The following is a 25,633-nucleotide window of genomic DNA, read 5'->3' on the forward strand; positions in this document are numbered from 1 at the left end:
CCCCAGAAATACGTCATCGTGAATGTGCTGTTGGTTGGAGATCGCATTGTCGCACCTAGCTATTGGCCCGTCGAAGCGCCGTTGAGACGACGGGTCTTAATCCGTGCAATACAATGACTCCCGATATGACCGCGACGATTCCAGTGACGATTCTTGCTGGCAGCCTGGGTGCGGGAAAGACCACACTCCTCAATCACCTGCTACAGAACGCTGGAGACCGTGATCTCGCAGTCCTCATCAACGATATGGGCGAGGTAAACGTCGATGCCGAACTCGTCGCCGAGGGGTCTGACCTCGACGTCGACGACGGGATCGCCGAACTCTCGAACGGCTGTCTCTGCTGTGAACTGCAGGACGACCTCGAGACGGCCGTCGTCCGGTTGGCTCGCAACCGGGAGTTCGACCACCTGATTGTCGAATCCTCCGGCATCTCCGAACCGGCACCGGTCGCTCGCCTCTTTACGACGACGTCGCGCGTGGCCGCCCGCTACGAGGTCGATTCGATCATCACGGTGCTCGATACACGGCTGTTCATCGACACCTTCGGCGGGGAGGCGGTTCCGGAACGAGAGACGGATCCCGCCGCGGAGTCAGACCGACCACTGTCGGATCTGTTGATCGAACAGGTGGAGGTCGCCGATGTCGTTCTCTGTAACAAGGCAGACCGCTGTACGCCGGCGGAACTCGCGGAGGCGACGGCACTGGTCGAAGCGCTTCAGCCCGACGTGCGGACGATTCAGACCGAGTTCAGCGCGGCCGATCCGGATCAGTTACTCGGTGTCGATCTGTTTGATCCGGCCCAACTCGACGAACGCGAGAGTCTGGACCGAGTGGCTGCAGCGGCCGATGATGGCCAGTATCAACACCAGGACCACAACCAGGGCAACGACCACCACCACCAACACCGCCACCCCAACGATGTCTACGGCGTCGACTCCTTTGTCTACCGCTCGCGCCGCCCCTTCCACGCCGAGCGATTCGCTGCCTTCCTCCGAACACTTCCAGAATCCGTCGTCAGATCCAAGGGAACCGTCTGGGTCGCGACCACCGACATGCAACTCACCCTCTCCCAGGCCGGCCCCTCGAGTCGCCTCACCGCAACCGGCCCCTGGATCGCCGACCTCCCCGACCTCGAGCGCGACCTCTATCGATCTAACCGACCGGAACTCGAGTGGGACGACGAGGTCGGCGACCGGCAAACGGAACTCGTCTTCATTGGCACAGAGTTCGATGACGGTGGAGAGACCGAGGATACTTCCACGGATGACAACGGTTGCGAGCGCGAAACAGCAGGGCTCGAACAGCGACTGCGCGCGCGCCTCGCAGAGTGTCTGGTGACGGATGCTGAATGGGACCAACAGACAGATGGACAAAAGACGCAGTTTCCCGACGAGCCGGGGGGAGAAGCCGTTTTCCGGACGAATCCGTCATAGCTATCAACTGGTCAGAACGGCCACGATAAACGAGACTCAGAATTACACGAATGTCTTATCTTGCTTGTTCTTAGGTCCTGTACTGTACCATCTTATGAAGGTGTTAGATTCGCCAATACGCCACTAACAACTGCTTTAGGACACTAATACGTGATTAACAGCGACAGTCTGATTTTTGAAACGTATTAAAACTTTTACTGTTTTTCTCGACACGACGTACAATAACGTTTAGGTAGGCGCAGTTCGCCCGACCGGAGTAGGTAGTATGAGCATCACCGACCGCCCAACCCCCGCCGATCCTGAAACGGAGTCGGCATCCCCGTCGGACGACACGACAGCGGAATCGACAGCCCTCTCCGACGACGACGTGTTCCACATCCTCCAGACGTCGCGCAGGCGAGAGGCGATTCGGTACGTGTTACACAGCGAAGACACCGTCAAGATGGGTGCCCTCGCGGAACACGTCGCCGCCCGCGAGCACGAGACCACCGTCGCCAAACTGACCTCGACACAGCGCCAGCGGGTCTACATCCCGTTGTACCAGTCCCACCTCCCCAAACTCGACAAAGCGGGTGTCATCGAGTACAACAAATCACGCGGCATTATCCGCCCTGGTGAGCACCTCGAAACGTTCAGGCCATATCTCGAGGTTGCAACGTCGGACACACCAGCAGACGACGCCCAATCGCTGCGTACGCGTCTCGACGGGCAGATCGATACCGACGAGACCTACTACGTGGCCACCGCGGCAGCGAGCGTCGGCCTGCTTCTCGCCGCCGCGTTCGGCCTGCTCCCCATCTCTGGACTCACCCTCGGGACGATCATCACAACGCTGTTCGTGCTCACGACGGTCGCGTGTGCGGATGACCACCGACTGATCCTCAATCAGATCGCCGGTCGCCGTCGCAGCTAACCAAACGTAACGTCACCCGTCAAAATCAGGACTCGACTCGGAACCGGACCTCGATTTCGTCAGGCCCTGTCACAGCGATCCCGTCGTCCAGTTCAGTCACCGTGTGCTGACTGGCCGCGAGTCGCTCTCGAATCGTCTCGAGTGCCGCCGATTCTGGGACGACGATCTCGAACCAGGATAGCCCTCTCCCGTCGACTGGTTCGGTGCGGTGGTTCCACGTATTCCCAGCAACGTGGTGATGGTAGCCATCAGCGGCCACGAACACCGCGTCTGGCACTGTCGCTCGAATTTCGAATCCGATAGTGTCGACGTAGAAGTCCCTGAACGCGTCCAACGACGACGCTTCGAGGTGAACGTGTCCGACGTCCGTTCCAGCGGGGAGCGCTGACGCACCCGCACCCGCGGCAGCTGCCTCGATCGGGTCAAGGTCGAGCGGACGCGTCGTCATTTGAACCCCGCCGTCGGTACCCGCGGGCCACTCCGAACGCGGAAAGTCGCGATAGATCTCGATGCCGTTTCCTTCCGGATCGGTAGTGTACAGCGCCTCACTGACGCCGTGGTCGGACGCGCCACCGAGTTGCCAGCGATCCTGGAGTCGAGCCAGTGCATCGCCCAGCGCTTCGCGTGAGGGGACTCTGAACGCGTTGTGGAACAGGCCAGCAGCCGATCGGTGTCGGTCTGGTGCATCCGCGTCTCGCTTCAGGACGAGAAGCGGCGTCTCACTGACACCGAGAACGGCGGTCGTCTCCGACTGCCGGAGCACAGTGAATCCGACGACGGTCCGGTAGAACTCGGTCATCTCCGTGAGGTCGGTGACACGAAGTGCAGTTCGGCCGATCCGTGCGTCCTGTGGGAGAACACCTGTATCTGGGTTCGGAGCCACGTCGATCAGTGCCCCCTCCTCAGAGACATAGCGCTGCCAGTACCCTCGACCCCGAGCACCAGCGAGTGTCGTAGTTTCATCACAGTACCTAGTTTGGCACCAAACCCATATATACAGCAGGCAACAAGTGTGTGACCAGGTTATGCCGACCCAACCACCCGAACCAGATTCTGCGACGGACTCCGATATCGAACTGCACAATGCGGATGTCTGCAATGTCGTTGGTGCAGTTGCGGAGGTTGGTTCGAAGTGGAAACTCGTCGTCCTCAACGACCTCCAAGACGACGAAAAACGGTTCAACGAACTCAAACGGTCGACAGGTGCAAGCTCGTATACACTCTCGCGCGTTCTTGCCGACCTGGAGGACCACGGACTCGTCGACAACCGCAAGGAACTCGAGTCACCCGTCGCCAGCTACTACACGGTAACTGAGAAGGGCCGTGCACTCTCCCCGGTCTTCGAGGCCTTAGACGAGTGGGGCGCAACCTGGCTCGACTAGATCGGTCATCGTCTGGTGCCCTATCGCAACGAGAGAGAGCACCCACTGGTAACGCGACCTACTCGAGTTCCTCGGCGAACGTCTCGAGTGCGCGTTGCAGTTCGCCTTTGCGTTTCCAGGCGGCGATTCGGTCGCCGAAGGGAAGGGGGGCGGCGAGGGAGACGGCGGAGCGGAGGGTGAGATGAGTGTGAGAGTGCTGTTGCTGATTCTGTGACTTCCCCTGCCCAGCCGCAGGCTCGAACTCCAGCCACGTCTCCATGTGCGAAAACGGACCGCGCTCACCCGCTTGCGTATAGTAGATCGTTCCCTCGCGTTCTTCGAACTCCAGCGGAAGCTGCATTCCGGGGCCGCTAGCGATGACTGTTGTCGTCCCAGCTGTCTCGCCCTCATCGATATCGACGACGGTGAAACTCCCCTCCGCCTCGACGATTGTCGCCGGATCGAGGTGCGTCTGAAGTGTCGCCGGCGAGACGTCGATCGTTCGGGACACGGTGACCTCACGCATACGTCTGCGGTTCGAGCGAGGCGTTATAAAGCCCGCTGCTCGTGTGTGCTCCGGGCGTAAGTTATCCAGTGAGAACGCACTCACAGCGCCCACGACGGAAACGGCTAAGTGACTGACGCTCCCCTATCGCGCTATGGCTGGCGATTCCGGCACGGACGGCGACCGCGGCGGCTTTCGTGAGGGACTGGAATCCTCCGCAGGCGATCCGCGACTGCTCATCGTCCTCAACGCAATCCTCTCTGCACTGTTCGCCTGGTGGCTCGTCTGGGGCGCAGCGCTCGTCGGGGCACTCGAGTATAGTCTGGCGACGGTTGCCGTGGTTGCGGTTGGACTCTTTTTGCTGACGCATGTGATGACGCGGCCATCGTGAGCCGCCTGGGTCCATAGCACAGTCCACCGGCGCTGAAACGCCGAGGCGACAGGTACTCACGGCCGGCCCGTCACATTCCGGACGATGGCCCTCCAGCAGGTCGCTGCGTATCGCCCGACGAAACCCGAACTCGCCGTCTTCGTCTCGGGGGTCACGAGCATGGGACTCGAGATCCTCGCCGTGCGGGTGATCGCCCCGCAGTTCGGGAACCATATCTACACCGTCGGCGGCATTCTGACCGTTCTCCTCGCCGCGTTGAGCCTCGGTTACTGGCAGGGAGGCAAGCGGGCGGCGACCGCGAGCACCCGCGAGATGAGTTGGCTCATGCTCGGGACCGCGGTCTACGTCGCCGTCGTGATCTTCGCGAGCGACCTGCTTCTCACGTACACCTCGACGCTCGCGCTGCCGCCGCGCTACGCTTCCCTCCCAGCGGTTATCGTCCTCTTCGGCCCGCCGACCTACCTGCTCGGCTTCATCAGTCCCTACGCGGCCGAACTCTCGCAAAAGCGGGGCACCGGCGAGGCGTCGGGCCACGTCTACGCGCTCGGCACCATCGGCAGCATCGTCGGTTCCGGCGCGACGACGTTCATCCTGATTCCGTCCATGGGGATCGACGCGATCGGGCTCCTGTTCGGGCTCATGCTCGTCGCCACTGCACTCGTCCTCGTCGCACCGAGTCTCCCCCGTAGACCGACCGTCGCGAGCGTGCTCGTCGCACTCGTCCTCATCGTCGCCGCGGCCGGCGGCCCCGCCATCTTCGACGTCGACCACCGCGGCGAGATCGTCCACGAAACCCAGACGCCACACCAGCAACTCGAGGTCGTCGACGACGACAACGTCCGAACGATGTACCTAGACGGTGCCCGACACAGCGCGCTGAACAAAGACGACCCAGACGAGCACGTCTTCACCTACACGAAGTATTTCCACCTGCCGATGCTGCTGACCGACGAGATCGACGACGTGGACCGGGTGCTGTTCGTCGGTGGCGGCGGCTACACCGGCCCGCAGGACTTCGCAGAGCAGTACGACGCAACCGTCGACGTCGTCGAAATTGATCCATACGTCACCGACGCCGCAGAGGAGTACTTCACACTCGAGGACCACGACAAACGCGACGACCTGAACGTCTACGCGACCGATGGCCGGCAGTTCCTCCAGAACACCGACGAGGAGTACGACGTAATCGTCCTCGACGCCTACAAGAAGGATCAGGTGCCGTTCCACCTCACAACCGTCGAGTTCATGGAACTCGCCTCGGACCGACTGGCCGACGACGGCATCCTCCACGCGAACGTCATCGCCGCGCCGAGCGGTCCGGCAGCCGAGTTCTACCACGCCCAGTACGAGACGATCAACGAGGTCTTCCCCGAGGCCTACAGCTTCCGTACCTCGGACGCGAACGCGATTCAGAATATCCAGGTCGTCGCGACCACCGACGAGAGCGCACCCGCGTTCGACGAGGGGGTACTCGAGTCCAGAAATAACGAGCGAACCGAAGCAATGGGGGTCGACCTCAGCGGTGCGATCGACAATAAACTCGACGAGCCAGAATCGGACGACGCGCCGGTGTTGCGAGACGACCGCGGCGAGGTGGATAGCCTACTCGATCCGATGTTCGGCCAGCGGTACGTGATCGAGGAGTCGGACGGTGGCAGCGTCGAGGCCGAAGCGGAGCCGGATGAGCCGGCTGCGTCGCTCGCCGGCTGATCGTGCTAAAACCCACCTCCCGCTGATCGCTGCCGTCAGCGGTAGATTTGTTGATACCGCTCGCGATACTCCCGTAGTGCGATCCGTGCGCGTCGGCGTGACTGAAAACCGAAGCCGACGGCTGGACACTCCTCGTCCGGGCACGCCCAGACGAAGGTCTCCGAGCGCGGATCTTTCGTCACCGAGACGTCCCGCTCACAGCGCGGGCAGCACCATCCCCAGCGGATGTCGCCGGCGTACTCGTGTGCGTGCGAATCAGAACCAGAACCAGCGCCATCGCCACCATCAAACCCAGAACCAGAACCTCCCATTCGATACCGACCAGAATGCCGCCAGCCAGAAAGCGACTCGAGTACACCTGTGTACGCTTCAAGTGCGATTGGTACGACGGGTGTCACGCCGCACGGCGAGATAGAGACCGACGAGGAGGAGGCCGAACAGGACAGCGCCGCGCAGGCCGGCCATGACCGTGGCGAGGAGGAGTACGGCGAACAGCGTTAGCCCCCACGCCGGCGGATTCGCTACGCGGTGGTGTCTCGCGTTCAGCGTGACGCTCCCGCCCACGACTGCGAATGCGATGAGCGCGAGTAGTGAGGCCAGCAGGACGTTCGCGCTGTTGACCAGTTGGACCAGATACATTGCCTGGACAGTACGCTGGAGGAGTATAAATACACTGAGCTGTTGGGTTGCTGGTGCGCTGCCGGGCTACGTGCAGATGGCGGTGTGCCCGCTCACCCGGTCGCCGCTTCAGGGCCGAGGAATGCAAACGGTTCGTGCGGCTCTAACTGACCGGAGACGTCACCAGCAAAGGCGTTCGACTGGTTGGGTCCGAGCTGGAGGGTCCGCGCTCCGGAGCCAACTGAGAAGTCGAGTTCGTCGAGTTCGACCCAGAAGGTGTTGGGCATGAGCGCCGATTCGAAATAGTAGATGCCGTCCTTGTGGTCCGCGACGGTTCGCCAGCGCGTCGAGGAAATGTGGGGTTCGTCCGGCGTGCTGATGCCGTACGGCACCGAGGCGTTTCGAATCACGCCGAACGCGCTGGCGGTCGCGGTACGCCGGTCCTCGACGCTCGGCACGGCGTCGACGTAGAACCGCGCCCGCACGAATCGGTCTGCTGGACGGTTCGTGCCGGGCAGCATGACCGTGCCGCCGATCTCGTTCCAGTACTCGGCCAGCGCGAGTTGCTTGTCGAACGTCGGCGAGTTCGTCATCACCTGATACTCCCGGCTGTGGTGAATGGTGAGTTCGCCGTCGACGTACTCCATGATCGCGCTGTCGCCAGTGGCGTCCGAGAGGGAGAGGTGCAGCGCCGCCAGTCTGTCCTGGCCGGGGGCCTGCTCGGTGACGACAACGAACTCCTCCTGTCGGGCGTGTTCAACGGCGTCCGCGACGGTTTCGAAGTTGTCGAGCATGTACTGTGCCCACAGCGAAATCGCCATGGCCTGTTCCTCGCCGTCCCAGTCGGGATACTCCGACTCGGGCAGCCACAGCAGGTTGGCGACCAGGCCAGCCTCGTTCATGCCGTCGGTGGTGGCGATGTCGTAGGCGGTCGTGACGACGCTGCCGTACGCCGCCGTCCACTCCATGGAGGCCGGGCCGACCTGGCCGGTCCGCTCCATGCCGCGCGGGAGCGTCCAGATGTTGCTGCCGATATCTTCGCCCCAGTCCATCGAGCGAGCCGTGAGAACGCGCCCCTCCTCGCCGAGGTATACCAGTCGCGTGCACATCTATCGTCGCCCTCCTGAAACCGCGCCACTCCGTTCGTCGGGTGCATCCATAGGAGAGTCGCCACCTCGCGTCAAAATAATGAACGTACCTGCATTGGCAGTGTCGTCCTCAGACGGTACCGACACACCCCAATTCGACGGGTTACTCGTCCGAGCGACTGTACTCCGGATCGAACAACTGCGCCGATCCCGGCGCAGGGTCTCCCTCGGTGAGGTTGTACCGCGAGAAGTCCTCGACACCGGCCTCCTGCAAGAGCTCTTCGTCGTACACCGCGTTCCCGGTGAACGAGGCCGGATCGCGCGAGAGGATCTCGAGTACCGTATCGGAAACAATCTCGGGCGTCCGCCAGTCGTCCTCCGTTCCGAGTCCGAAGTACCGCGTCGCACGCGTATCGATCGCCGTCACGGGCCAGAAGGTGTTGCAACCGACGTTGCCGTCGCCGAGTTCGCTCGCCATCGAGAGCGTCAGGAACGACATCCCCAGCTTGGACCACGCGTAGGGCGCCTCGCCTGGCGCACGATCGATCTTGACCGGTGGCGCGTTGGTCAACAGCCAGGCGTTCTCGACCTCCCGAAGGTGGCCGGCGAAGGCTCGCGACACGAGGTAGGTACCCCGGATGTTGACGTCGGTCATGAGGTCGAACCGATTCGGCGGCAGATCCTCCACCGTCAACAACTGAATCGCGCTCGCGTTGTTGATGACGATGTTGACCTCGCCGAACTCGTCGATAGCGCGCTCGGCTGCAGCGTTGACGGCGTCCTCGCTCCGAACGTCGAGCTGGATCGGCAGCGCCTCGACGCCGTGTTCGCGCGCCTCGCGGGCCGTCTGCTCGATCGAGCCCTCGAGGTCCGGGCCGCTTCCGTCTTCGCTCTCGTCTGCATCCGCCTCGCTCGTCTTTCCTGTTGAAACGATGTTACAGCCCTGCTCGGCCAGCGCGAGCGCAATTTCCTTACCGATTCCGCGGGTCGTCCCGGTGATGAACGCAGTCTGTCCGGAGAGGTCCGGCTTCTGGAGTGCCATACCCGATCATCTGTCGGCACCAGTATAAACTTACGCCACGGGGAGAGTTCAGAGTGCAGTTGGGGCTGGCTCGAGTGGTGTTCAACACGCCCTAGTCGCGAAGCGAGCGCCGCCGAATCTTGCCGGTCGTGGTGGTCGGGAGTTCGTCGACGAACTCGATCTCCTGTGGATATTCGTACTCCGCGAGGCGCTCGCGGACGAGGGTGCGAATTTCCTCGCGGAGTTGCGCCGCGTCCGTCACCGCAGTGGCGGGCTGGACGAACGCCTTGATCGCCTCGCCGCGAGTTTCGTCCGGCACGCCGACGACACCGACCTGTTCGACGGCGTCGTGGTGGAGGATTGCCTCCTCGACTTCCATCGGGCCGACGCGGTAGCCGCTGGTGAGGATCACGTCGTCGGTCCGCGAGACGAACCACAGGTAGCCGTCGTCGTCGCGTTCGACGAGGTCGCCCGTCCGGAACCACCCGCTCTCCGTCTGTTTGGCCGCCGTTTTCTCCGGAAGCTCCCAGTACTCGTTGAAGAAGACCCGCCGATCGTCCGGCTTGACGGCTAACTCGCCCACCTCACCGTCCGGTACCCGTTCCTCGGCGTCGGGATCGAGAATCGCCACCTCGTACCCCGGGAACGGCTTGCCCATGCTCCCCGGCCGCGTCTCGAACCACGAGGAGTTGCCGACGACCAGATTGAGCTCCGTCTGCCCGTAGAAGTCGTTGATCCCCACGTCTGCGAACGTCTCCTGTACCCAGTTGACCACCTCTGGGGTCAGCGGTTCGCCTGCGGAGGCGAACGTCTCGAGTGCGAGGTCGAACTGTCCCTCGGGGTCGTCAACACCCATCAGCATCCGGAGCGCGGTCGGTGGCATGAACGCCTTGGTCACGCCGTGACGGTCCATTAGGTCGTAGGCGGCCTCGGGGTCAAACCCCTCCCGCGGCCAGCCGACGATCGTACAGCCGTGGTGCCACGCGGCGAAGAGCGTCCCGCCGAGCGCAGCACCCCACGCCCAGTCCGCGGGGGTCCACAGCGTCGCCTCACCCTCCGCGAGCCCCTGCTCGAAGTAGTTGTACGCCGCCGCGGCGCGGCCAAGCCACAGCGCGTGACTGTGGAGGACGCCCTTCGGCGGCCCCGTCGACCCGCTCGTGTACATGATCGCTGACGGCGTCTCCGGCGTGGCATCGTAGACCGCAATTCCCGGCTCGTACGAGGCGAGCAACTCGTCGAAGGCGTCCGCGTCGCCGTCGACCGAGGCGGCGGTGCCGAGTTCGACCACGGACTCGAGTGCCGGACACTCATCACGAATCTCCTCGATGGTATCGCGGACGCTCGGATCGACGACGACGGCGGTGGCCTCGCTGTCTTCGAGTCGGTACTGGAGTGCGTCCCGGCCGAAGAGGACGGTGAGTGGCACCGACACTGCGCCGAGTTTCCAGTTTGCGAGGTGTGTGATCGGGTTCTGGGGTTTTTGGGGAACGACGACGCCCACGCGATCGCCGGCCTCGACGCCGAGGTCGGCGAGTGCGGCGGCGAGGCGATCCGAGCGGTCGTCGAGGTCGTCGAAGGTGTACGTCTCGATGGTGTCCTCGTTGAATCGCGTTTCGCTGTCGCCGTTTCCATCTTTCTTGTCGCTTTCGTCGGGTCGCTCGTATCGGAGTGCGACACGGCTTGTATCGTCGTGTTTGCGAAGGAAGTCGACGGCCGGGTTGAATTGTTCTGGGAGATCCCATTCGAACTCCTCGCGGGCACGGTCGTAGTCGTCAAACGTCGGCATCACCGTCCAGCTCATGGATGTGTTCTCATATCACACAGAACCCACATAGCGTTTGTCGACCGGGCGAGTGTCGCAGCTGAGATGAGCGAGAGCGGGCGAGAACGCACAACAGCGGTTGTGAATACAGGGCTTTGTTGAATCGCTGTAAGGCGGTGGATTTTACTGTTTGACGGCTCGTTTGATGCTGTAGACGACACACATCAGAGCAATTTCACGGAACTCTCGATACCAGCTACGCGCTCGCACGGCGTAGCCCAGCGAGCGCTTGACAACGGAGTTGACGGTTTCAGTCATTGACCGCTGAGCGTACCGATCTTCGTCAATGTGGGCGTTGTGCGCGTGATCGTACGGCGCGAAGATACAGTGTTTGATCAGCGGGCGAATGTCGAGGTCACGGAGTCGTTCGCGGAGTTGTTGCTTGTCATAGCCCTTATCAGCGGCTAAAGACCGCAGATCGCCCGCGTTCCGGCGGGCGATCTGCTCACAGAGATCCGCGTCACTGCCTTCTAACGTCGTCGAGCAGTGAAGATCAAGCACAGCTTGGGTTGCTGTATCGACGATTTTTGTCAGTTTGAGCGTCTGAACGCGATAGTTTGTTCGGTGGCAGTAATGGCGGCTGGCACGGTCTCGTTCGTAGAATGTTGCATCGATCGCAGCGTGCTCAGAGGGATCGTGCAGCTGCGCCGACTGGCGCAGCAGCACTCGACAGACGCTCATCTCGATCCGGTCAAACGCCTTACACAGCGTGGAGGGTGCGGGGGAGATCGGCCTCAGCGCGGCCGATATCCCCTGTTATTTGCGGCATTTCCTTCAGCAGATCGATCGTCATCCGGTAGGATGTATCGAGGTAAATCCGGAGACAATGCAGCGAAACGAGGGCATAGGCGGCGGATTCGGCTCGTTCACCCGTAACTCTTTGAGCAATCGAGACACAACGCTCGGTGAAGCGGGAGATTTGCGTCATGGACACCCAAATTTCCCCGGTTAAACTCCTTCGATTTACTGACCTTCCCTGACGCCGTCTAGTGATTCAACACAGCCGTCTAACTTGAAATTTCTGGTAGGTGTACTCGAGAACGTCAACGACCAGCTGCTACGGCGTCACCTTCACGCACGTGCTCGAACAGTTGCTGACCCGCTGGTGACTTTTACCGTCTAAACCGTGACTATCTCGATAGATCTAATAAAAGATTTACCAAAGAATGGTTGGAAGGTATGGTTGTATGATGGATAAAAAAAGACGTCGCGTGTTGAAGGCAATTGGTGCTTCGAGTATATTCGCCGCTAGCAGCATTGGGACGGCGACCGCTTCAGGAACTGAATATAATGTAGAAAAAGTCGAATTATCTTCCTCTGAAGAAAACCGATATTCTCGTGAAGCGTTCTCAAACAAAGCTGTAGAGGAAATGGTCGAGTTCCTTTATGAAGAAAAGGATAAGAAAATTCTAAAGGCTGATCTTGATGGCTACAAGGTACAGATTACCGGTGACGAAGAAATTGATCCTTCTGAATATGTGCTTTTAACAACGACGCTAAATGACACCGGTGAAGAGGTCCTTACTATTCAAGTGATAGAAGACGATGTCTATGTGACAGCGATAGTGGATGGATCTGGTTACAAGAGTAATCTAGAAACCATTGATTTCGATAATGGCCTTTCAGCACAAGAGAAGAACCCAGAGGGCTATAACGTCGTAGATTCTTTGGAGTGGAATAAATATCGGGAAAAGAAAACAAATAACAACCGGATGAGAATACAAAGTAGTATAGATTGCAAACGTTCCTTCACATTTAATACTGTGGTTGGAACAGATGACATTCCACAGTGGCTTTGTACGGCTGTAGCGGGGGCGGGTGGTCTTACCCTAACACTTCTCCCTGAACCAGGTACATCAGCAGCCGGGATCGGTGTAATAACATTAACCGCCAGTTCAACCGGTTGTGTCGTGACTCACGAATTTGACGACGATAGTGATCTTGACTTATCCGATGGGGTTGACATCACGCTTTGTCTAGAGGAGTACATGGATTGTGATGTTAAGAGTTTCCCGCCAAAAGTTAGTTGTTCGCCTGATCTATCGGCTTACGTGTCTGACTAACATTTATCACTAACAAGTGAATATTGCCACCATATTATAGGCAGAAAGAACTGCACTAACTGAAAAGAACATAAATAGAATCCTGAAAATCATAGATTGGAATCTAATTGAGTATGTCAAAAATCAATTTCAATTACCCAGAAGGAGTGTTTTTAATATTAGGTGTTGTGCTAATGGTGACTCCAAGATATATACTTCCAGTTTTTGGATTTAACCAGCAACCATGGACACCAATAGTGATATATGTTGGTGCAGCTATGATATTTATAGGGATGGTCATCACAATTATAAATAATATCAGGTAGTATCAGGTACGAACAAGACCCATTGCAACGTTTGCTAACTTCATCCCACAATCGGCACTCAGGTCCGCTTCTATACACCGCGAGCCACTCGATGACTGACTCGTTTCGACCAAAACGACGGTGACCCTGTCAAAATTGAGTATCTATCAGAAGAGACGCGCGATAGACGAGAACCAGTTGAGAGTAAATTAGATCGGTTCTCGAGGCGACTGTCCGAAGAGTGGCTACTCAGAGAAGACCTTTCTCCTGTGCTTTCCAGGGCTGTCCCTCCCGGAGAAGTCCTAACAGACGCTCTTGTTCCTCGTCACCGAGCTTCAGGGGTCTGCCGCCCCCGAAGTTCGGTGTCAACTGCCCAAGTCCGCCATCGTTCCACCGACGTTCCCAGCGACTTCCAGTCGACGCAGATTTGCCAACGTCATCGGCTGTTTCCTCGTACGTTGCGCCCTTGTAGAGGCGTTTGACAAAGGAGAACCGCTTGATGATCTTTGGATCGTCTTCTTCGTCCAGCAGACGATCCAATTCCTCCTCACTCAGATGACGACCGAGATCGCCTCGCCGGTCGCCTCCCAATACTCGCCCATCTTAGTCCATGCCCATAACTTCCGTCATTCATTAACGCGGTGACCTTGTCCTCTTTGACTTCGTAGCTACCGCTCAGTAGTATCAACAATCTCCTACGGAAGAGCGAATAAAGAAATCGAACCCACACAACTGATAAAGGGTACAACGGGACAGGGGAAGACCTACCCGCTAGTCGTCCTCACCACCGATAGATGCAACTCGAACAGTCACCCCAGGAGGCCGTCTGGAGCGGAACGGTCCCCAGCGCACTCGACGCACGCGTGCTCGGTTTGATCGTCGTGATCGCCGGCCTCGCGGCGTCGGTGAACGTTCCCTACGGCGGCATTCCGCTCGCGATCGCCGCGTTCGTGCTCCTCACCGGTGTCGGAATCGCCGTGCACGTCCTCGGCGAGCGAAAACTGCGCCGTATCACTGACGGACTCGTCGACCGCTGGATCGAGGCCGGCGGTGCGATCGAAGACGTTACGAAATCCACTGACGGTATGCGGACGGAGTGGACCGTTCACACCCCGGACGGAACGATCACGATCGGCGGCATCGCTCTCGTCCCGCTGTCTCGACTCTCAGTGGAGTGGCAGGGCGTCGGCGACTCGATGGACGCAAGCGAGGCGGCGGACAACATGGACGAACTCGCGGCGACGCTGTACGAGGAGATCTTCGAGATCGGCTCGGCATCGCAGCGATCGTAACGCTGGCCACTCCAGTTCTGTCGCTGGGTGCTGCTCTCTCCGTGAAAACCACTCCTTCGGAGTTGTTATCAGTTTCTGAAGGATCTGTATTTTAATACTCGGACGGAATACCGTGGTGTATGGCAACAGAATACACACCTACCGAGATGATGGATCGGGACTCCCGTTCGAACCGGTACTATCGGAACGCAGTCGAACGCCACTGGGATCCCGGCGAAATTGAACTCGAACAGGACGTCGAGAACCTGCTCGCACACATCGACGGATCGGAGGAGTACGACCAGGCCTATTGGGACCGGACGCTCAACGGCATCGCGAAGTTCGGGGCCGGCGAGGACGCTGTGACGGAGGACCTCGCGCCACTCGCAACGGTGCTCGACGACATCGACGACCAGCTGTTTCTGACGACACAGCTCTACGAGGAGGCCAAACACGCCGACTTCTTCGACCGCTACTGGCGCGAGGTAATCTGGACCGTCGAGGACGAACTCGGCTGGGAGCGCTCGAATCCGCGGAACGACAAGTGGTTCAACGAACCGTACGTCGACCTGTTCGACCGCAACCGGAAGGCACAGTACCGCCTCCTCGAGTCGGACACGCCCGAAAACCGTGCGAAAGCCTACTGCCACTACCACCTCACCGTCGAGGGCATCCTGGCCCAGACGGGCTACTACGGGATGCAGACCTCCTACGGCGGCGAGTTCGAGGAGCTTCCCCATCTCCCTGGTCTCGTCGAGGGCTTTACGAAAATTCGCAGCGATGAGGGCCGCCACGTCGGGTTCGGGATGAACCAGCTCAAGAAACTGATCGCGGAGGGCGTCGATCCTGCGCTCATCGAAGACACCGTCCACGAACTCGTTCCGCTCGTCCAGGGGATTACCGAAGACGAGCGGTTCCAGCCCGACGACGAGACCGAGCGCGTCGGACTCGAGGACGGCGCGCTCGCAGCCTACGCAGTCGAGAAGCATACAGACAGGATGCAACAGATCACGGACGCCGCAGCCGAGATTCCGGATGTCGACGATCTGGTTCAGCTAGAGGGCGACGACTGAGGTGGTTTCGCGATTCCAAGTTTCGGTCCTGGCGATCACAGGCTCCGTCTGCGAGTACGCCGCGCGACTACCGATCGCAGATCAGGAACTCGTGAACTGGAAAGTCGTCCCGTCGCAGTTCGGGCAGGCGATCTGATTCCTCGGCGCGGGGGTCACGGTGTCCTCTGACATATAGACGAAGTCACAGCCGGTACACTCGACGTAGTTCTTCACCAGCGTCCCTCCGCGAGTAGGAGGTGTCTCGTCTCTGCACTACCGTCGCTACGCCACATTCCTCGAGTTCCCCATCGTCCGGTGGTCCTTCTACCGGCGGGTTCGACGGTCGTCACTGTTCGAGTCGACAGCTGGGCCGTCCCCGCGGGTCGGTCAGTTCCACACACAATTCAGTAGAGGGGCGGTAGACGGGTAGTCCTGACTTTTGCTTGGGTAATGCCTTTATGTGCTACTCGGACGGTCGGACCAGCGTGCTCGCGATCAGTCGCCTCGTCCCTCGCTGCAGCCGCGAAGCGAGCGCCTGTCTCGTAATATCGAGCTCGACAGCGATCTCCTGCTGGCTCGATTGGCGCGGTGAATCGAAGTAGCCGCGCGTAGGCGAGCGTCAGCGCCTCGCGTTGCGCCTCGGTAAGGTCGTACTCCTGACCGGAGTGTAACGGCGAGAGCGCATGCAGTTCGGTCAGTTCGACCGAAATGTCGTTATTTCGACAGTACGTCTGAAACACAGAGACGTCGGCCTGACTCTCACCGCGAATTTCGAACGTCCACTTGTCTTCGCGCCCGATTGCCGAAACCAGCGCCACGTCCGTCTCGAGTATCGCCGACAGGATGCTCTCGTAGTCGAAGTCCCAGTCGATTCGCACGAACAGTTCGCCGTCGACATCGTCGATGATCCGAAGGTCGTCGATTCCGGGATGTGAGATCCCCTCGAGGTTGATCGCTGCCGAATCGATGTCCTGCAACCAGAAGTACGGAATCAGCACCCCCGTCGCCGGGACGACTCGATCCAGTTCGATCTGTGCTGCGGGGAACTTCGAAAAGACCTCCGCGAGGGGGAACGTCCCCTGTGTCGCAACGAACGAGGCTTCGATGGCCATGGCCGGGGTACGACGGGACCGGTAAAGTGTCCGCGGGGCGATCACCGTCGCCGTGGCCGTGGCTCACCCTTGGCTCAGAAGCTAAAGAGATCGACACCGCCGGTGACGCCGATTACCTGTCCCGTCACGTACGACGCCTGCTCAGAGCAGAGGTAGGCGACCATATTGGCCACGTCCTCTTCCGTGCCAAGGTGGCGCATCGGCGTTGCCTCCGCGATTCGTGCATAGTACTCGTCGACGTGCTCGCTCAGTTCCTCCGGCCCCATCTCGGCCCACGCGCCGACGACAATGTTCGGTGCGACCACGTTCGACGTGACGCCGGACTGCGCGCCCTCAAGTGCCATCGTCCGCCCGAGACCGATCATCGCGGCCTTCGTCGCTGAGTAGGAAAGCTGCCCGAACCCGCCGTACCAGCCGGCCATCGAGGACATGGTGACGACGCGGCCCCAGCCGCGCTCGCACATCCGCGGGAAGACCTCCTTGCTGACGTTGTACGTCCCCGTCAGGTTAATCTCCACGTCGCGCTCCCAGATGTCGTCGTCGTAGCCGTCGACTCGCGAGCGCGCGTCGACCATCGCCGCGTTGTTCACGAGGATATCTACCCCGCCGAAGGCATCGCGAACGTCCGCCATCGAGGCCGCGACGTCGTCGCGGTCGGTCAGGTCGCACTCGAGTGCCATCGCCTCGCCCGCTGTGTCGGTCCCAGTCTCACTTTCACTCTCACTCTCCCCGTCGTCCCCAGCGTCGTTGATCTCCGCGGCGACGCGGGCCGCTCCGTCCGCGTCCACGTCGAGGACCACGACGTTCGCGCCCTCGTTCGCGAGAATTCGACAGTCTGCGCTCCCGATTCGTCCGGCACCGCCGGTGACGACGGCCGTCCGTCCCTCGAGTCCGAAATCCATCTCCTCGCTGACTACTTCGAACGATTATTTAAATTTGTGTGCCATTCACACACAGCTGCGACAAACCGCCCGCCGCGCTGACCACCAACAGTATCACTCTCACTCCCGTCAAATCCACCAGAAACATGCTCGTCCTCGGCGACGCCCACGCATCCGACCCGGCCCGACGCGAGGCACTACTCGAGTGCTACCGCACGGTCGACCCCGAGCACGTGCTGCACGTCGGGGACCTCGAACTGTACGACCTGCCAGCGCCGACCTGGTTTATCGCCGGCAACAACGAAGATTTCGACGTCATCGACGCGCTCCGCGCGGGCGAGAGACCGCCAGAAGTGAACAACGTCCATCTCCTCGCGAGCACCGTTACAACCGTCGACGGACTCCGTATCGCCGGGCTCTCCGGAAACTTCGCGCCGACGCAGTACGACCGCTCGCGGGACGAACTCGAGGGCGACCGGCGGCGACACTTTACCCACGGAGATGTCGAACAGGCCGCTGAACTCTCCGATATCGACGTGCTCCTCACTCACGAAGCACCGACCGGATTGCTCTCTTACGGCTACGATCCAGGCTGCGAGCACGTGACGGCCCTCCTGGAGACGCTCTCGCCAGACCTCTGTCTCGTGGGCCACCACCACACCCACCGCGAAGACGAGATTGCGAACACCAGGGTGGTGAGTCTCGCACCGGCCTGGGAACGGTACTATACGCTGGATCCAACTGGGCTGGTACTCGAGTCCTACGAACACGAGTTTGGCCCCGACTCTGAAGCATGAGACTAGTCTGCCACATGGTTTCGAAAGTGCCAGTTCTACCTTCACAACTGGCTTTTGTGTCGGATATTTGCTATAATAACTCAGAGTGTATTAGTTCGAAGTCCTGACGCGATGTTCCAGGGCTGGCTCGATCGGTAACTACGGAGAGGAAAAGTGGTTGACGGCCTGAGACTGTGAGATTGAGACACTACTACGTCTCTTCCCTTACGGTTGCTTCAGGTCGCTACCTTGTGCTGTCGAACTCACGAAACAGTTAGCAGACTGCATATTATATTGATAAGAGCGAAAATACCACAGCCTTTCGATAGTAGTAGTAGGCGCTTCTACATGAACACTCTCTACTCCAAACAATTACTCACGAATTGGTACCTGTATTTCCGCCCCCGTCGGGAAACGTTTACAGTGGTCGCCACTGCCTCTCCGTGCATGGGAAGCACACCCTCGATCTTCTACAAGTGGGGCGGCGGAATCGGTCCCGACCACCTCACCATCGAGACGGCACACGACGAGTTTCTGGTCACCGCCGACGGCCGCGAGATCATCGACGCGGCGTCGGGCGCTGCCGTCGTCAACCTCGGACACTCCGTCCCCGGCCTGGAAGACGCGGTCAGCGACCAGCTCGCGGACGTCTCCTACCTCAGCCTCTCGCACTTTACGAACGAGGAACCCGAACGGTTGGCCGACCAGCTCACCGAACGCGCGCCCGGCGACCTGAACAGCGCCTTCTTCGTCACCTCCGGCAGCGAGGCCAACGAGTCCGCGTTCAAACTGGCTCGCGCCTACCACCGCGAGCGCGGGAACGACCGCAAGCACAAGATCATCGGCCGGTGGCAGTCCTACCACGGCGCGACGCTCGGTGCACTGTCGGCGTCGGGCAACACCGCCCGGCGCGACGGCTACGAATCACAGCTACAGGGCTGGCCACACATTTCACCAGCCTACCCTTACCGCTGGGAGCACGACGGCACCCCCGAAGAGCAGGCCGTCGCCGCCGCCCGTGAACTCGAGACGACGATCAAACAGGAGGGTGCCGAGACGATCGCGGCCTTCATCGCCGAGCCGGTCTCCGGCGCGAGCATCCCCGCGGCACACCCCCATTCGGTCTATTTCGAGGAGATCCGACGGATCTGCGACGAGTACGACGTGTTGTTCATCGCCGATGAAATCATGACCGGCTTCGGCCGCACGGGGCCGCTATTCGCGATGGAGCGCTTCGACGTAGTGCCGGACATACTGACCATCGGAAAGGGGCTCTCGGCGGGCTACACGCCCATCAGCGCGGCGATCGTCAGCGACACGATTTCGGCCGAGTTCGATGCGAGCGACCCCGACGGCGGCTCCTTCGCGCACGGCCACACCTTCGCCGGCAACCCGCTGTCGGCGGCCATCGCCTCCCACGTCGTCGCCCAGTACACCAACGAGGTACTCGAGACGGGCCGCCAGCGTGGCGAGCAACTCGTCAACGCGCTCGAACCGCTGCGCGATCATCCGATCGTCGGCGACGTTCGCCACGCCGGCGCGATGATCGGACTCGAGTTCGTCGCGGACCGAGAAACCAAACAGCCGTTCGACCCAGACCTGGACGTGAACGGACGGGTGTACGAGCGCGCGATGGAACAGGACGTCTACACCTATCCGGGTTCGGGCTCCGTCGACGGCGTCGCAGGCGACCACCTCATGCTCGCGCCGCCGCTGACGGTGAGCGAGGCGTCGGTCGAGGCGATCGGTGAGGCTGTCGTGACCGCGGTCGAGGACGTGGCTGGCGACCTCGAGCGCGAGGGGGTACTCGAGACCGGTGCAGACTCCCAGCTCGAGTCTGAGCCCGATCCCGCCGACTAATTGCGGTTTCGTACGCCTGCGACCAGCGCCTCAGGACTCGACGACAGACGCGAGTTCGTGTTCGAGGTCGGCGAGGTCGATGTCGCGACACCGTGGCTCCGTCTCGACTGACTCCTTGTAGCCAGAGCCGGTCAGAATCGTGACGACGGACTCGTCTGCTGCGATCTCGCCGCGGTCCGAGAGTTTGCGAACCCCCGCGAGCGCGACGGCGCTGGACGGCTCGACGGCGAGGCCGGCGTCCGTCGCCAGTCGGTCCATCGCCTCGCGTGTCGCCTCGTCGGAGACGGAGACGACCGCACCATCGGTATCGCGAGCGGCCGTGAGCGCGCGGGTACCACTCGGCGGGTCGCTGTTCGCGATGGAGACGGCAATCGTCTCGTCGGCGTCGATCGGCGTTACCTCCTCGCGGCCCTCCCGGAAGGCCGTCGCAATCGGATCGCAGGGCGCTGCCTGCACGAAATAGAGCCGCGGGATATCGTCGTCTGCGAGCGCGCCACTCCGGGTCAGTTCCCGGAGCGCTTTCCAGACGCCGCTGGCCTGGCCGCCGCTACTGACCGGCAGGACGATCGCGTCCGGCACAGCCGACGAGGACGGCATGTTCGGCGAGGACGGCACGTTCGACGACCCCAGTCGGAACTGCTCGAGTAGCTCGTAGGCGATTGTCTTCTGACCGGCCACCCGCAGCGGCGTATCGGAGTTGACGAACGTGACACCGGCGTCGCCGTCAGTATTGAGCGCGAGCGTCTCCTCGTAGAGCCTGCCGTAGTCGCCCTCGACGCGGAAGACGTGCGGGTCGTGCCGGGCGAGCAGGTCGAGCCGTTCCGACGGGATGTCCGCCGGGACGAAGACGGCGCACTCGAGTCCGGCCGCCGCGGCGTAGGCGCTGGTGCTCAGGGCCATGTTTCCGTGGGAGACGGTACCGATCCAGTCCGCACCGGTGTCGAGGGCGTGGGCGACGCCGACGGCGGTGCCGCGGTCTTTGAAGCTGCCGGTGGGGTTCTGTCCCTCGGGTTTGAGGTATAGTCCACAGTCGGCGAACGAGTCGAGTGCACCTGCGCGGACGAGCGGCGTCGAACCCGGCGGCAGTGTGGTCGTGTCGGGTGCGGAAACCGGAAGGACGGCGTCGTACCGCCAGCTGCCGGCCGTCGCTGGGTCTCGTCCCGTTTCTTGGTTTGTCTCTGCGGGCCACTCGAATCCGCTCACGTCGAGATCGAACCAGAGCGGTTCCCCGCAGGAACATCGCGTGCGGTCGCCGTGGTCATACGTGCAGCCACAGTCGTAACATCGGAGCAGGGCCTGCGAACTCGTCGTCATCGTTCTCGTCAGTGCCCTCTCGCGCGGACACCAAAACGTTTGTCTCGATAGCGACGCCAGCCTTGTTCTCACACCTGACACACAGACACTCTGACAGGACATTTAAGATGATGGTCGCACAGTGATAGCACATGTACCGGGTTTTGTTACCAGTGGATCAGGACGAACGACGAACCAGACAGGCAGCCTCGATCATCACCTCGCTGCCCGGCGATCCCGAGGATATCGAGGTCGTCGCGCTCAACGTGTTCAAGGAGTTCGAGGTCACCGGCGAGGGTGGCCGTGTCAAATCCGAGGACGTCTACGACGAAACAGACTTTCCCGACAGCGCCGCAGTGATCCTCACGGACCTCGAGGAGCAGGGGATCACCGTCGAAGCGCGACGGGAGCACGGCGACCCCGCGGAGACGATACTCGAGACTGCGACGGAAATCGACGCGGACGCCATCGTGATGTCCGGCCGCGACCGGAGTCCGACCGGGAAGGTACTGTTCGGCAGCGTCACCCAGTCGGTATTACTCTCGGCTGACCGACCGGTGATCACGATGATGGACGACGAGTGAGAACCGCCGTCACCGCACGTAGAGTACGTACACCATAATCGAGAGCCCGAAGACGATGCTCCCGACGACGGCAGCGACGAGGCCGATCGTCTGGTCGAGTCGGAGCAGGTAGACGATCGCGAGCGTAAACGCCGCGTACAGGAAGGCGATGTAGACGCCGAAGCGAAACCACTCCTCGTCGATCGTGACTGCCGTCTCGTCGCTATCCTTCGAGCGCATTGGAATCGTACCGGTTGGTGAGTAATTGGATCCCGAGATACCTGTAGGTTTCCCGCCTCGGGGATCGAAAAGCGAACGAGGGGGTCGTCCGTCTGAGCGGTTCGAACAGGTCAGCGAACGACCGGGGCCTCCACCGAGCCGATCGACTCCACGTTCGCCTCAACGTGGTCACCCGGCTCGAGTGGCTCCGCGCCAGGCGTCCCCGTGCTGAACAGATCGCCTGGCTCGAGCGTCATCACGTCCGAGTGGAACGAGACGATCTCTCGCGGCGGGAACAGCATGTTTCGGATCTCGTTCTCGGCGGTTACTTCGCCGTTGACGATCGTCTGAACGGTCAGCTCCTCGAGTGCGAGCGGCTCCTCGGGGACGGCGATTGCGGGCCCGACGACGATGAACGAGTCGAAGCTCTTGGCGCGGGTCAGGAACCGCGGGTTGCGCTGGAGGATGTCCTCTGCGGTCATGTCGATGACCGGCAGGTAGCCGGCAATCACGTCGTCCGCGTCGCTCTCGGCCACGTTTCGACACTGGCGACCCATGATGACTGCGAGTTCGGCCTCCGCCGTGACGCCGTCGGTCTGCTCGACCGGCGGGAGTCTGATCGGACCGCCGGGGCCGGTGAGTGCGCTGGCCGGCTTCATGAAACTCGCCGGTTCCTCGGGGCGCTGTTCGTCCAGATCGCCGGCGTGTTCCTCGTAGTTCAGGCCGATCCCCCAGAGTTTGCCGAACTGGGCGAGCGGTGGGCCGAACTGGACGTGTTCCGGGTCGATTCGCTCGGCGGGGACGTCGTCGAGGTCGGGCAGCGTGCCGGCCGCGGCGCGCGGGAGTGCGTCGGAGACGCTTTCCAATTCGGGCGCGGCCGCCGCGAGCGGGACGTAGCCCTCGTCGTCGCCGAGTAGTGGCTTTCCGTCGAGAGTGCGTGCGAGATACTTCATCAGTAGGGGTAAGTCGGGTTGATCCGCTGTTCAGTCGTCTCGGTCCGTCCAGAAGTCGAACGAGCGGCCGGGTGCGAACACGTCGAGACCGACGGCCAGTTCGTCGCCGGTGTTCTCGACGCGGTGGCTCTCCCAGGCGTCGAGCCAGACGGAGTCGTACTGCTCGAGTGTAACCTCGTCGTCCTCCGTGGCGATCGTCAGCTCGCCCTGCAGGCAGAGACAGACCTGCTCGTTCTTGTGGTCGTGCATCGGCGAGCTGTGGCCCGGTGGCTTCTCGAACCACTCGAAGGAGAACTCGTCGCTGCCGGCCATCGAGACCCGTCGCCAGCCCTCGTCCGGCTCGTAGGTCTCCGCGTCGTCGAACTCGACCGGCTTCATAGGTTCGCTCCGGTCGAGCCCCCGTCGATCAGAACGCTTTCACCGTTGATGTAGCCCGACAGCGGCGAGGAGAGGAACGCGACGGTGTTGCCGAGTTCCATCGGGTCGCCGACGCGCTCGAGGGGGTTGCTCGCCCAGTCGTCGAGCCCCTCCTCGTAGGAGTCGTAGTCGCCGCGGTCGACGGCCTGGTTGACCAGATCCTCGATGCGCTCGGTCTCGTGGGGACCGGGGAGGACCGCGTTCGTCCGCACGTCCGGCGCGAACTCCTTCGAGAGGGTCTTCTCGAGTCCGATGACGCTCATCCGGACGGAGTTCGATAGCACGAGACTATCGATCGCTTCCTTGACGCTGCGGGAAGTGATGTTGACGATGGTCCCTTCGTCGCTCTCGCGCAGGTGCGGTTCGGCCTCGCGGGCGAGTCGGACGACGCTCATTACGAGCAGGTCGTAGGCGTGATACCAGTCGTCGTCGTCGGTGTCGAGGAACGGCCCGGACGGCGGGCCGCCAGCACTCGTTACGAGGTGGTCGATGCCGCCGAACTCGTCGACGGTCGTCTCGATCAGTGTGTCGATGTCGTCCTCGTCGGTCAGGTCGCCGACCTGGGCGACGACCTCGCCGGTCGCCTCCGCTTCAATCTCTTCTTTCGCGTCCGCGAGTCGGTCCTCGTCGCGACCGTTGATTACGACGTTCGCGCCCTCGCGGGCGAGTGCCTTCGCAGACGCCTTTCCGAGTCCACTCGAGGACGCCGTGACGAGTGCCGCGTTGCCGTCGATCTGTAGATCCATATCGTCCGTAAGGCCAGAGGAAAGCGGCAAAAAGGTTCGCGTTGCGGTAAGGTTGTTCATGCCACGAGAGGCGAAACTAATTCCGTTCCGCGGAAAGAACAGGTAGAGACGACAGTAAGGCCGATTTCAACCACTTTGTATGGCTAACAGGTACCCACCTCCGGTCGTGTCAGTACTACACGTACCTTGAATTACAACTGTACGTGTGTAATACTCTGGATGTTCTCCCTCTGCGTTCACGCACAGTGGACTGACAGATTCCGCCCTGAAGAACGAATACATACTCCCTGTTGGGGAAGTTAGCCCGTCTTTGTTGCCGAAACCTACGTTACTTAGTAACTCGCACCCCCTGCTGGCACCACCCACCGTTGTAGTACCGCCGTCATGAGTTCCGCTATGCGGAACTGATAAGTACCGGTCGGTCAGAGTAGGAGTATGGTGGAACGGAACGAGGAAACAATTCAAGCCACGAAGACCAGTTTCGAGGTCGTCCACACGCTCCAGGAGATCGGTCCCGCACGGCTCTCGGAGATTGCAGCCGAACTCGAGTTGGCCGAGAGCACGACCCACCGGCATCTCCAGACGCTCCACGATATGCGATACGTCTCACGGGACGGTGAACGGTACCAGCTTGGGCTGCGCTTTGCACGACTCGGGCGCGCTGCACAGACGCGCGATCCGGCCTACGAGATGACCCAGCGCCACGTCGAGGCGCTCGCCGAGGAGACCGGCGAGCGGGCCCAGTTCGTCGTCGAGGACCACGGTCTCGGGATCTATCTGCACGTCGAAACCGGTAGCCAGGCCGTCCGCGTCGGCTTCGGCGTCGGCCGGCAGATCCACCTCCACTCATCGTCGGCCGGGAAGGCGATTCTCGCACACTACCCGCGCGAGCGGGTCGACGAGATTCTCGACCAGTGGGGACTGCCTGCGCACGCGGCCAACACGATCACCGACCGGGAGGAGCTCTACGAGGAACTCGAGACGGTCCGCGAGCGCGGCGTTGCCTTCAACCGCGAAGAGCACGTCGACGGGCTCAACGGGACGGCCGTCCCGGTCAAGCGCGACGGGCGAGCGATCGGCGCGCTGGCCGTTGCCGGTCCCTCCCACCGATTGACGGGCGAGTGGCTCGACGAGGAGATTCCGGATATGATGCTCGCCGCAGCGAACGAACTCGAGTTGAACGCGACCTACGCGTCGGATGCGGGCTCGCGGGATCACATCGTGGAGTAGCGTTCGGTCCGCCACCGCTGAATTTTGCCACAAGGAGCCCAACGGGCCGTA

At 61.3% G+C, this 25,633-nt stretch carries 26 protein-coding genes and 3 pseudogenes; 13 read left to right on the top strand and 16 right to left on the bottom strand.

Translation table 11 applies throughout. From position 1 onward, the window contains the following. Window positions 1–125: 125 nt before the first annotated feature. On the top strand, window positions 126–1,433 hold the full coding sequence (locus C483_RS05445; protein ID WP_006652357.1) for a CobW family GTP-binding protein: 1,308 nt from the start codon (window positions 126–128) through the stop codon (window positions 1,431–1,433). Between the two features lie 265 nt (window positions 1,434–1,698). Then, the gene (locus C483_RS05450; RefSeq protein ID WP_006652358.1) at window positions 1,699–2,346 is read left to right on the top strand and encodes a DUF7344 domain-containing protein; all 648 of its coding nucleotides are present in this window, start codon (window positions 1,699–1,701) and stop codon (window positions 2,344–2,346) included. A 25-nt stretch (window positions 2,347–2,371) separates the two neighbouring features. Here C483_RS05450 and C483_RS05455 read toward each other — a convergent pair whose 3' ends face one another. Further along, window positions 2,372–3,229, bottom strand: coding sequence for a VOC family protein (locus C483_RS05455; RefSeq protein ID WP_006652359.1), 858 nt, complete (start codon window positions 3,227–3,229; stop codon window positions 2,372–2,374). 142 nt (window positions 3,230–3,371) lie between these two features. Between C483_RS05455 and C483_RS05460 the strand changes: the two genes are divergently transcribed. Further along, a complete protein-coding gene (locus C483_RS05460) occupies window positions 3,372–3,728 on the top strand; it encodes a winged helix-turn-helix transcriptional regulator (RefSeq protein WP_006652360.1) in 357 nt (118 codons plus the stop codon). 58 nt (window positions 3,729–3,786) lie between these two features. On the opposite strand, the gene C483_RS05465 is transcribed toward C483_RS05460, so the two are convergent. Then, window positions 3,787–4,233, bottom strand: coding sequence for an SRPBCC family protein (locus C483_RS05465; RefSeq protein ID WP_006652361.1), 447 nt, complete (start codon window positions 4,231–4,233; stop codon window positions 3,787–3,789). A 133-nt stretch (window positions 4,234–4,366) separates the two neighbouring features. Here C483_RS05465 and C483_RS05470 point away from each other — a divergent pair, with 133 nt between their 5' ends. Both C483_RS05470 and C483_RS05475 read left to right on the top strand, forming a co-directional pair. Then, window positions 4,367–4,603, top strand: coding sequence for a hypothetical protein (locus C483_RS05470; protein ID WP_006652362.1), 237 nt, complete (start codon window positions 4,367–4,369; stop codon window positions 4,601–4,603). A gap of 84 nt (window positions 4,604–4,687) precedes the next feature. Next, window positions 4,688–6,313, top strand: a complete 1,626-nt coding sequence (locus tag C483_RS05475) for a spermidine synthase (RefSeq protein WP_006652363.1) — start codon at window positions 4,688–4,690, stop codon at window positions 6,311–6,313. Window positions 6,314–6,348: 35 nt separating this feature from the next. Here the strand turns inward: C483_RS05475 and C483_RS05480 are convergent, their stop codons facing one another. The 6 genes and pseudogenes from C483_RS05480 to C483_RS05505 form a co-directional block, all read right to left on the bottom strand. Then, window positions 6,349–6,624 (bottom strand): hypothetical protein, encoded by a 276-nt coding sequence (locus C483_RS05480; RefSeq protein ID WP_049912445.1) that lies wholly within the window; start codon window positions 6,622–6,624, stop codon window positions 6,349–6,351. 58 nt (window positions 6,625–6,682) lie between these two features. Then, window positions 6,683–6,952 carry a hypothetical protein gene (locus tag C483_RS05485; RefSeq protein WP_006652365.1) on the bottom strand — a complete coding sequence of 90 codons (270 nt, stop codon included), beginning with the start codon at window positions 6,950–6,952 and terminating at the stop codon, window positions 6,683–6,685. Between the two features lie 92 nt (window positions 6,953–7,044). Continuing rightward, the gene (locus tag C483_RS05490; protein ID WP_006652366.1) at window positions 7,045–8,040 is read right to left on the bottom strand and encodes a linear amide C-N hydrolase; all 996 of its coding nucleotides are present in this window, start codon (window positions 8,038–8,040) and stop codon (window positions 7,045–7,047) included. Window positions 8,041–8,182: 142 nt separating this feature from the next. Then, window positions 8,183–9,061, bottom strand: coding sequence for an SDR family oxidoreductase (locus tag C483_RS05495; RefSeq protein ID WP_006652367.1), 879 nt, complete (start codon window positions 9,059–9,061; stop codon window positions 8,183–8,185). 91 nt (window positions 9,062–9,152) lie between these two features. Further along, the gene (locus C483_RS05500) at window positions 9,153–10,841 is read right to left on the bottom strand and encodes an acyl-CoA synthetase (protein WP_006652368.1); all 1,689 of its coding nucleotides are present in this window, start codon (window positions 10,839–10,841) and stop codon (window positions 9,153–9,155) included. A gap of 144 nt (window positions 10,842–10,985) precedes the next feature. After that, window positions 10,986–11,790 (bottom strand): annotated as a pseudogene (locus C483_RS05505) (IS5 family transposase). A 259-nt stretch (window positions 11,791–12,049) separates the two neighbouring features. Between C483_RS05505 and C483_RS05515 the strand changes: the two are divergent. Together C483_RS05515 and C483_RS19875 are read left to right on the top strand one after the other, a co-directional pair. Continuing rightward, window positions 12,050–12,925 carry a hypothetical protein gene (locus C483_RS05515; RefSeq protein WP_152419833.1) on the top strand — a complete coding sequence of 292 codons (876 nt, stop codon included), beginning with the start codon at window positions 12,050–12,052 and terminating at the stop codon, window positions 12,923–12,925. A 113-nt stretch (window positions 12,926–13,038) separates the two neighbouring features. Further along, the gene (locus C483_RS19875) at window positions 13,039–13,230 is read left to right on the top strand and encodes a hypothetical protein (RefSeq protein WP_152419834.1); all 192 of its coding nucleotides are present in this window, start codon (window positions 13,039–13,041) and stop codon (window positions 13,228–13,230) included. A gap of 243 nt (window positions 13,231–13,473) precedes the next feature. Here C483_RS19875 and C483_RS05520 read toward each other — a convergent pair. Further along, window positions 13,474–13,800 (bottom strand): annotated as a pseudogene (locus C483_RS05520) (helix-turn-helix domain-containing protein); the annotation flags it as partial. 203 nt (window positions 13,801–14,003) lie between these two features. On the opposite strand from C483_RS05520, the gene C483_RS05525 reads away from it, so the two are divergent. Beyond that, window positions 14,004–14,501, top strand: coding sequence for a hypothetical protein (locus C483_RS05525; protein ID WP_006652371.1), 498 nt, complete (start codon window positions 14,004–14,006; stop codon window positions 14,499–14,501). Between the two features lie 119 nt (window positions 14,502–14,620). Beyond that, entirely contained in the window at window positions 14,621–15,553 is a 933-nt protein-coding gene (locus C483_RS05530; RefSeq protein WP_006652372.1) for a hypothetical protein, read from the top strand. Between the two features lie 442 nt (window positions 15,554–15,995). Here the strand turns inward: C483_RS05530 and C483_RS05535 are convergent. Further along, window positions 15,996–16,644 (bottom strand): annotated as a pseudogene (locus tag C483_RS05535) (helix-turn-helix domain-containing protein). A 74-nt stretch (window positions 16,645–16,718) separates the two neighbouring features. Beyond that, window positions 16,719–17,546: an SDR family NAD(P)-dependent oxidoreductase gene (locus C483_RS05540; RefSeq protein WP_006652374.1), complete on the bottom strand. Its 828-nt coding sequence runs from the start codon at window positions 17,544–17,546 to the stop codon at window positions 16,719–16,721. 125 nt (window positions 17,547–17,671) lie between these two features. On the opposite strand from C483_RS05540, the gene C483_RS05545 reads away from it, so the two are divergent. Next, window positions 17,672–18,322, top strand: a complete 651-nt coding sequence (locus C483_RS05545; RefSeq protein ID WP_006652375.1) for a metallophosphoesterase family protein — start codon at window positions 17,672–17,674, stop codon at window positions 18,320–18,322. A 426-nt stretch (window positions 18,323–18,748) separates the two neighbouring features. Further along, a complete protein-coding gene (locus C483_RS05550; RefSeq protein WP_006652376.1) occupies window positions 18,749–20,161 on the top strand; it encodes an aminotransferase family protein in 1,413 nt (470 codons plus the stop codon). A gap of 30 nt (window positions 20,162–20,191) precedes the next feature. On the opposite strand, the gene thrC is transcribed toward C483_RS05550, so the two are convergent. Then, on the bottom strand, window positions 20,192–21,475 hold the full coding sequence (thrC, locus tag C483_RS05555; RefSeq protein WP_006652377.1) for a threonine synthase: 1,284 nt from the start codon (window positions 21,473–21,475) through the stop codon (window positions 20,192–20,194). Window positions 21,476–21,606: 131 nt separating this feature from the next. Between thrC and C483_RS05560 the strand changes: the two genes are divergently transcribed. Continuing rightward, window positions 21,607–22,038 carry a universal stress protein gene (locus C483_RS05560; RefSeq protein ID WP_049912448.1) on the top strand — a complete coding sequence of 144 codons (432 nt, stop codon included), beginning with the start codon at window positions 21,607–21,609 and terminating at the stop codon, window positions 22,036–22,038. Between the two features lie 9 nt (window positions 22,039–22,047). Here the strand turns inward: C483_RS05560 and C483_RS05565 are convergent, their stop codons facing one another. From C483_RS05565 to C483_RS05580, 4 genes are all read right to left on the bottom strand, one after another. Further along, window positions 22,048–22,257 (bottom strand): hypothetical protein, encoded by a 210-nt coding sequence (locus tag C483_RS05565; protein ID WP_006652379.1) that lies wholly within the window; start codon window positions 22,255–22,257, stop codon window positions 22,048–22,050. Between the two features lie 110 nt (window positions 22,258–22,367). Continuing rightward, window positions 22,368–23,189, bottom strand: a complete 822-nt coding sequence (locus C483_RS05570) for a fumarylacetoacetate hydrolase family protein (protein ID WP_006652380.1) — start codon at window positions 23,187–23,189, stop codon at window positions 22,368–22,370. Between the two features lie 30 nt (window positions 23,190–23,219). After that, window positions 23,220–23,567 (bottom strand): cupin domain-containing protein, encoded by a 348-nt coding sequence (locus C483_RS05575; RefSeq protein ID WP_006652381.1) that lies wholly within the window; start codon window positions 23,565–23,567, stop codon window positions 23,220–23,222. Then, window positions 23,564–24,352: an SDR family oxidoreductase gene (locus C483_RS05580; protein WP_006652382.1), complete on the bottom strand. Its 789-nt coding sequence runs from the start codon at window positions 24,350–24,352 to the stop codon at window positions 23,564–23,566. The genes C483_RS05575 and C483_RS05580 overlap by 4 nt, the downstream gene beginning before the upstream one ends. Before the next feature lie 435 nt (window positions 24,353–24,787). Here C483_RS05580 and C483_RS05585 point away from each other — a divergent pair, with 435 nt between their 5' ends. Beyond that, window positions 24,788–25,582 (top strand): IclR family transcriptional regulator, encoded by a 795-nt coding sequence (locus C483_RS05585; RefSeq protein WP_006652383.1) that lies wholly within the window; start codon window positions 24,788–24,790, stop codon window positions 25,580–25,582. Window positions 25,583–25,633: the final 51 nt, after the last annotated feature.

The sequence above is a fragment of the Natrialba hulunbeirensis JCM 10989 genome, assembly GCF_000337575.1.
GTDB classification, from domain to species: Archaea; Halobacteriota; Halobacteria; order Halobacteriales; family Natrialbaceae; genus Natrialba; species Natrialba hulunbeirensis.

Excerpts from the sequence above, each read along its gene's own strand:
- C483_RS05445 (WP_006652357.1), top strand. The coding sequence starts at position 126 with ATGACCGCGACGATTCCAGTGACGATTCTTGCTGGCAGCCTGGGTGCG.
- C483_RS05450 (WP_006652358.1), top strand. The coding sequence starts at position 1,699 with ATGAGCATCACCGACCGCCCAACCCCCGCCGATCCTGAAACGGAGTCG.
- C483_RS05460 (WP_006652360.1), top strand. The coding sequence starts at position 3,372 with ATGCCGACCCAACCACCCGAACCAGATTCTGCGACGGACTCCGATATC.
- C483_RS05465 (WP_006652361.1), bottom strand. The coding sequence starts at position 4,233 with ATGCGTGAGGTCACCGTGTCCCGAACGATCGACGTCTCGCCGGCGACA.
- C483_RS05470 (WP_006652362.1), top strand. The coding sequence starts at position 4,367 with ATGGCTGGCGATTCCGGCACGGACGGCGACCGCGGCGGCTTTCGTGAG.
- C483_RS05475 (WP_006652363.1), top strand. The coding sequence starts at position 4,688 with ATGGCCCTCCAGCAGGTCGCTGCGTATCGCCCGACGAAACCCGAACTC.
- C483_RS05480 (WP_049912445.1), bottom strand. The coding sequence starts at position 6,624 with ATGGGAGGTTCTGGTTCTGGGTTTGATGGTGGCGATGGCGCTGGTTCT.
- C483_RS05485 (WP_006652365.1), bottom strand. The coding sequence starts at position 6,952 with ATGTATCTGGTCCAACTGGTCAACAGCGCGAACGTCCTGCTGGCCTCA.
- C483_RS05490 (WP_006652366.1), bottom strand. The coding sequence starts at position 8,040 with ATGTGCACGCGACTGGTATACCTCGGCGAGGAGGGGCGCGTTCTCACG.
- C483_RS05495 (WP_006652367.1), bottom strand. The coding sequence starts at position 9,061 with ATGGCACTCCAGAAGCCGGACCTCTCCGGACAGACTGCGTTCATCACC.
- C483_RS05500 (WP_006652368.1), bottom strand. The coding sequence starts at position 10,841 with ATGAGCTGGACGGTGATGCCGACGTTTGACGACTACGACCGTGCCCGC.
- C483_RS05515 (WP_152419833.1), top strand. The coding sequence starts at position 12,050 with ATGATGGATAAAAAAAGACGTCGCGTGTTGAAGGCAATTGGTGCTTCG.
- C483_RS19875 (WP_152419834.1), top strand. The coding sequence starts at position 13,039 with ATGTCAAAAATCAATTTCAATTACCCAGAAGGAGTGTTTTTAATATTA.
- C483_RS05525 (WP_006652371.1), top strand. The coding sequence starts at position 14,004 with ATGCAACTCGAACAGTCACCCCAGGAGGCCGTCTGGAGCGGAACGGTC.
- C483_RS05530 (WP_006652372.1), top strand. The coding sequence starts at position 14,621 with ATGGCAACAGAATACACACCTACCGAGATGATGGATCGGGACTCCCGT.
- C483_RS05540 (WP_006652374.1), bottom strand. The coding sequence starts at position 17,546 with ATGGATTTCGGACTCGAGGGACGGACGGCCGTCGTCACCGGCGGTGCC.
- C483_RS05545 (WP_006652375.1), top strand. The coding sequence starts at position 17,672 with ATGCTCGTCCTCGGCGACGCCCACGCATCCGACCCGGCCCGACGCGAG.
- C483_RS05550 (WP_006652376.1), top strand. The coding sequence starts at position 18,749 with ATGGGAAGCACACCCTCGATCTTCTACAAGTGGGGCGGCGGAATCGGT.
- thrC (WP_006652377.1), bottom strand. The coding sequence starts at position 21,475 with ATGACGACGAGTTCGCAGGCCCTGCTCCGATGTTACGACTGTGGCTGC.
- C483_RS05560 (WP_049912448.1), top strand. The coding sequence starts at position 21,607 with ATGTACCGGGTTTTGTTACCAGTGGATCAGGACGAACGACGAACCAGA.
- C483_RS05565 (WP_006652379.1), bottom strand. The coding sequence starts at position 22,257 with ATGCGCTCGAAGGATAGCGACGAGACGGCAGTCACGATCGACGAGGAG.
- C483_RS05570 (WP_006652380.1), bottom strand. The coding sequence starts at position 23,189 with ATGAAGTATCTCGCACGCACTCTCGACGGAAAGCCACTACTCGGCGAC.
- C483_RS05575 (WP_006652381.1), bottom strand. The coding sequence starts at position 23,567 with ATGAAGCCGGTCGAGTTCGACGACGCGGAGACCTACGAGCCGGACGAG.
- C483_RS05580 (WP_006652382.1), bottom strand. The coding sequence starts at position 24,352 with ATGGATCTACAGATCGACGGCAACGCGGCACTCGTCACGGCGTCCTCG.
- C483_RS05585 (WP_006652383.1), top strand. The coding sequence starts at position 24,788 with ATGGTGGAACGGAACGAGGAAACAATTCAAGCCACGAAGACCAGTTTC.